Raw genomic sequence first — 6,102 nt, 5'->3', positions numbered from 1 at the left:
GCCCCAGCCGGTGTCGTCGAGGCATTTGCCGGAGTTGGGGTTGAGGTAGGCGCCGTTGCTTTGGTGGACCCAGGTTTGGGCGCCGGTGCCGTTGCAGTCGTAGAGGTCGACGGTGGTGCCGTTGGCGGTGCCGGCGCTGTTGACGTCCAGGCACTTGCCCTGGACCATCAGCTGGTTGCTGGTGGTCAGGGTCCATTGCTGGGCGTTGGTGCCGTTGCAGGTGTAGACCTGGACCGGGTTGAAGTTGGCCGTGCTGGCCGCACGGTTGTCCAGGCACAGACCGTTGTAGGCAAGAGTCACCGCGCCGGAGCCGGGCGGCGGGGGCGGCGGGTTTCCGCCTCCGGCGCCCGTGAACGCGGCGGTGAACTGGCCGGTGCTCTCGGAAACGCCGCTACAGGTGGAGGAGGCCGCGCCGCCGTTGCCGCCGGGACAGGCCTGGTCGCGGTCGACCGACCAGAACGCGAGCCGTCCGATGCCGTTGCTGCTGGCCCAGCCCGCCACGCTTGAGGCGTCCGAGAGGGTGAAGGTGGAGCCGTCATCGTTGATGCCGATCATCGGGGTGATCCCGACGTTGGCGTACGAGTACGAGCCGTTGACCGCCCTCATCTGGTTCAAGGTGTTCTGGGCGGCGCTGATGGCGGCATTGCCCATCTCGATGCTGCCCTGGTAGTAGTCCATCGCCATGACGTTGACCATCGGGATGGTCACGCCCATGTTCTGGGCGTCCTGCAACAGGTTCGTGCCGTTGTAGTCCAGCCCGCTGGGCAGGACCGGAACGGTGACCGACCAGAGCAGAGCGGGGTTCGAGGACTTGAGGTCCTTCATGGCCTGGAAGGTCCGGTCGATGCCGCCGGTGTCGGCGATGGCGGCGCCCTCGATGTCGAAGTCGAGTTCGCTGGTGCCGTAGTCGTTGATGATGGTCTGGTAGGCGGCGTCGATCGTGCCCTGGTTGGTGCAGGTGAACGAGATCGGCTCGCCTCCCGCGCCACCGGAGGACACGATCACCGAGGCGCCGGCCGCCTTCGCGGAGGAGATCTCCCCGCCGATGGTCGGGTCATTGCCGACCGGCAGGGTGTCACCCCAGATGTTGTTGCAACCTTCGCCGATGGTGAAGGCCGCGGTGAAGGAGCGCAGTCCGTCCGAGGAGATGACGGTGTTCAGCACGCCCTCCTGCGAGTTGGACATGTCGACGTACGGCGCGACCTGCCCCACCGAGGCGCCGGCGGGCGCCGCGGAGACGATCGAGGCCAGCATCAGACCGGAGGTTGCCAGCAGTACCGAGGATCCGGCGGCGACCAGGCGCGGCCCGCCGCGCGGATTGAGAACTCTCATATGTCACCTTCGTTCGAGATTCCAGGCAATCGGCGGTCCAGAACGAATGTCCGTCGACAGTGACCGAGGCGGACGAGACTGACTGCGCTGGACTCGGCAGAAGGAGAGTGTGGAGAAGAGTGCGGGGAATCAGCGGCGAGCGGCCTGGAGCGGGACACGAATGACGCACGTGCCCCCTGCGGCCTCTCACCGTTTTGGCGCACCATGTTCCGTCCCCTGCCGCTCTAGATACCGCCTAGGGTAGGGAAACGGCGTGCGCCGGACGCCTTTTCACCTGCTGTGATGGGTGCAAGTCGAGTGCCACGAGTGACGGCACCGCCTTCAAAATGGACTAGACCACCGCCGCGGTCAAGCGCCCGGACTATAACGGATCGATAACAGATCCGATGTTTGCGCGCACATCAGAGCCCTGCCGCCACGGGGCCCGACCCGGTTCTGCGCCGATGCGCTGCACGCTCTGGCCCCGCACCTGCTCCGCACGACACCAACGGCAACCTCGCCGACGTCAACTCAGGACTGTGCTTCGACGTCTACAGCGGCGGAACCGAAGCTGCCACCAAACTCAACATCCTGCCCTGCGGACACCACCAGCTCAACCAGATCTGGTCCGCACCGCAACGCTGGTCCATCCCCCCACAGCCACCACGGCAACACGCTGCCGCCCGCCGTACGGCGCCGTGGCGTCGCACGCCACCGGCTCTTGTGCGATACGTGATACGGGCTACTTTGACCATATGTCAGCTGGTCTAGACCAGCTCCTGCTAAGGAAGGCAGCGCATGGCGGCTATGGCTGGACTGCTCAGAAAGCGTGTCGGGGCGCTGTGCGCGTCCCTCGTCACGGGCGCCATGGTGGCGCTCGTACCGGCGGTCGCCCCGGCGGCGGGGGCGGCGACCCTGCCGCCGGTCATCCCGCAGCCGGTCTCGGAGGCGGCGGGCACCGGCGGGAGCTTCACCTTCGACGCGAACACGTCGATCACCGTCACCACGTCGGCGACCGCTGTCGCGGCGGTGGCGTCCTACCTCGCTGGGCTCGCGCGTCCGTCGACGGGGCTGGCCCTGCCGGTCGTCTCCGGTGCCAACACGGCGACGGACTCGGTCGTGCTCGACGCGACCGGGCCGTCCTCGCTCGGCCAGGAAGGCTACACACTGAGCAGCACGTCGAGCTCCGTCGTCATCACGGCGAACACCGCCGACGGCCTCTTCCACGGCGTGCAGACCCTTCGCCAGATCCTGCCGACGCAGATCGAGGCGACGACGGCGCAGTCGGGGGTGAGCTGGAACGTCCCGTCGGTGGCGATCTCGGACAGCCCGCGCTATGCCTACCGCGGGGTCATGATCGACATCGCGCGCCACTTCTACCCGGTCTCGGCCATCGAGCGGGTCATCAGTCAGGCCGCGATGTACAAGCTGAACGTGCTTCACCTGCACATGAGCGATGATCAGGGCTGGCGCATCGCCATCAACGCCTACCCGGACCTGACGAGGATCGGAAGCAACATCCCGGTGGCGTCCGGAGCTGTCGATGGCGGGCCCGGCTATTACACGCAGGCCGATTATCAGGCCATCGCCGCCTACGCGGCGGCACGCTACATCACGGTCGTACCCGAGGTCGACGGCCCCGGGCACACCGGTGCCGCGGTGACCTCGATGGCCACGGGCACGGACCCCAACGACATCCCGATCGACCCGAACAACTCCGCCGACAACGCCAACGTCCAGACCTTCCTGGACAAGGTCGCGGCCGAGATCGCGCCGATGAGCAGCAGCGGTTACTTCCACGTCGGCGGCGATGAGTTCTCGGGCACCGCGGCGCAGTACAACGCGTGGGTGTCGAGCTCCACCAGCGCGGTCGCCGCAGCCGGCAAGACCCCCATCGGATGGAACGAGATGGGCCAGGTCACCACCATCCCCACCACCTCCGTGCTGGAGTACTGGGCGGGCGACAACACGGGTATCGCCACTGGTCTGGAGCGCGGAGAGAAACTCATCGAAGCCCCCGCCCCGCATGACTACTTCGACATGAAGTATGACGCGAACACACCTCTGGGCCTGACCTGGGCCGGAGACGTCCCGCTCTCCAAGGCCTACGGCTGGGATCCGTCGGCTGCTACGGCTTCGTTGGAATCCGCCGCCGGCATTCCCGCAGGCGCGGTTCCGAACGACCCGACCATCGGCGTGGAGGCTGCACTCTGGGCCGACAGCGTCCCGGCGACCTACACGACGAACGAAGTCGAAGGCTACGCGGACTTCATGCTCCTCCCCCGCCTGCCCGCGCTGGCCGAGGTCGGGTGGTCTACAGCGTCGGCCGTGACCGGGTCGACGTCCTGGACCAACTTCGCCTCCCGGATCGCCGCCCAGGGACCGCGCTGGGATCTTCTCGGGTACGGCTATTATCGCACGCCCGAAGTGACCTGGCCGGCCCGGCCAGTCCAACTGATCAACCACTGGACGATGGATGGCATCTCCGGCACGACGGTGCCCGACTCCGGCCCCGCCGGGAACAACGGCACGGTGACGGGCACGACGACCTTCGCCGCGGGCAAGGTGGGTAACGCGGCGGTCTTCGACGGCAGCGTCTCACCGATCTCCGTGGGGGCCTCCGACCTGCCGGCACCGTGGACGGCCAGCGCCTGGGTCGACCCGACCGCCTCGAACACCAGCGTCCCGCTACTGTCCGGTTACACGATGGCCCTGAAGGTGCAGCAATACAACGGCACCGGCGAATTGGGCGCCACCAAATACGGCACCGCCGACTACACGGTCAGCTATAAGGCACCACTGAACACATGGACCTATGTGTCCTTTGTCGATGACGGAACCCAGATCACGGTCTACGCCAACGGTCAGTCCGTCGGCACGATCGCCGCCACCATGTCGCTGTCCCGGGACGCGATCGGCAGCGCGTCCATAGATCACGGCAAGGAAAACCTCGACGAGGTCACCGTGTTCAACAACGCCCTGACCGCCAGCCAGGCGAACGCGCTCTACACCTCGGCCCAAACCGGCGGCACCAACATCACTCCGCCGCCTCCGCCGGCGCCGACGCTGGTCGACGACTGGACGATGAACAGCGTCTCCGGCTCGACCGTGACCGACTCGGCGACCGGCGGGCACAACGGCACGGTCACCGGGATGACCACCTTCGCTCCGGGCAAGGTGGGCAACGCGGCGGTCTTCGACGGCAGCGTCTCGCCGATCACAACCTCCGCCGCGGACCTCCCAGCCCCGTGGACGGCCAGCGCCTGGGTCGACCCGACCGCCTCGAACGCCAGTGTGCCGCTGCTGTCCAGCTCCACGATGGCCTTGAAGGTGCAGCAGTGGAACGGCACCGGGGAACTGGGCGCCACCAAATACGGCACCGCCGACTACGCCATCAGCTACAAGGCACCACTGAACACATGGACCTACGTGACCTGGGTCGACGACGGCGCCACGATCACCATTTACGCCAATGGCCAGTCCGTCGGCACGATCTCGGCCAGCATGCCGCTGGGCAGGGCCTGGATCGGCAGTTCCTCCAAGGATGTGGGCAAGGAGGACCTTGAGGAGGTCTCGGTCTTCTCGTCCGCGCTGACCGCGAGCCAGGCGGCAGCGCTGTACAACTCGGCCCAGACCGGCGGTACCTCGACCGGCTGAACGTGCCGGACAGTCTCGCTCCGCTCGCGGACGCACAGCCCGCGAGCGGAGCGAATCCGGCCACCAGGAACGAGCTGGTGCTCACGCTCACTCGTTGTCAGGCGCCACCTGCCCGCTGCGGCGCGGAAAAGGACGTAACCCGGGGGCCGTGCAAGATAGTTTCGAATTTTCCTTGCACAACGTGACCAGGAACCGCAGTTGTCCCTGACCCGCCGCCCACCCGCCGGGAGCGGTCCGTTGCCTCTACGACGCGCTGCTGACCATCCGGCAGAGCCTCTCACCGTGCTCAATCGGCTGGTCGCGGTCAGTTGCCTGGACGGTCCGGCTGCGACGCTGACAAATTGCCACCGCTCAAAGCAGCCCCCGACCTGATATCCGCAGCTGTCGGCAGTCCGCGCCGACTTTCTGTGCCGGTCCGGAGGCTCGCCGAAGTCGCCGAAACTTATCGCGTCTCCATCAAACATATGTGCACAGACGGCGAGCGCCGGTTCCTCTTTTTTACCGGCCTGGTGCCCGTTCCCACAGCACCGGCTCGACGGGACGGGACGAGAGCCCTGGCCCGAGGGGGCATCGCACCAGTCTGCACCCTGAATTCGGCTCACACCAACCGCACCCGAGACGATCGCCCCAGGGTTCCGTGACACTCCCAAGGTACCCGAACAATAAATTCGAGCACTGTCACATCCGCGACTATTCGTCGCGAGCCGGGCGTGGGCCGGCAGCCGCAACGGAATTCAGGTATCAATTCAGTAAATTGAGCTGACATCACAGGTCAGATGCAGTGTCATGCCTATACGCCAGCAGGCGGTGCTTGCATATCAGGGGGCTGTTATCATGGATGAGGGCGGTGGGCGCGCGGGTCTCGCGGCCATCGAGGATCTGATCACCAGCCTGCTGAACCGGTCGTCGCCGAATGCGACGAACCTTCCACTGCCGATCCTGTCCCTCGTCGGACCGCACGGCAGCGACAAGTCGCACCTGCTGCGGGCCGCAGATCGGGCACTGGCCGACAAGGGCATCCCGCACGCCCGGCTGGATTTCGAGGCCAACCCGGATGTCACGCCGCGCCAGGTGCTCGCCTACCTGGCCTTCGAGCTCAACCGCCGGTCGCGCGGGTACGGCCGCATCGTCTTC

The 6,102-nt window shown here is 66.6% G+C and carries 3 protein-coding genes; 2 read left to right on the top strand and 1 reads right to left on the bottom strand.

Translation table 11 applies throughout. The features are described from left to right. Positions 1 to 1,332 (bottom strand): ricin-type beta-trefoil lectin domain protein (locus VGS97_RS15145; protein ID WP_326854151.1); only part of this gene is annotated, 1,332 nt, incomplete at its 3' end. Between the two features lie 777 nt (positions 1,333 to 2,109). Between VGS97_RS15145 and VGS97_RS15140 the strand changes: the two genes are divergently transcribed. Together VGS97_RS15140 and VGS97_RS15135 are read left to right on the top strand one after the other, a co-directional pair. Beyond that, positions 2,110 to 4,968 carry a family 20 glycosylhydrolase gene (locus VGS97_RS15140; RefSeq protein ID WP_326854149.1) on the top strand — a complete coding sequence of 953 codons (2,859 nt, stop codon included), beginning with the start codon at positions 2,110 to 2,112 and terminating at the stop codon, positions 4,966 to 4,968. An 834-nt stretch (positions 4,969 to 5,802) separates the two neighbouring features. Continuing rightward, a partial coding sequence (locus VGS97_RS15135; protein ID WP_326854147.1) for a hypothetical protein occupies positions 5,803 to 6,102 on the top strand: 300 nt, incomplete at its 3' end.

It is taken from the genome of Actinocrinis sp., assembly GCF_035946395.1.
Classification (GTDB): Bacteria; Actinomycetota; Actinomycetes; order Streptomycetales; family Catenulisporaceae; genus Actinocrinis.
Note: the sequence above shows the minus strand (reverse complement) of the source record. Positions and strands in the feature narration are given on the sequence as shown.

What these genes read in the sequence shown, in the direction of transcription:
- VGS97_RS15140 (WP_326854149.1), top strand. Translation starts at nt 2,110, where the DNA reads ATGGCGGCTATGGCTGGACTGCTCAGAAAGCGTGTCGGGGCGCTGTGC.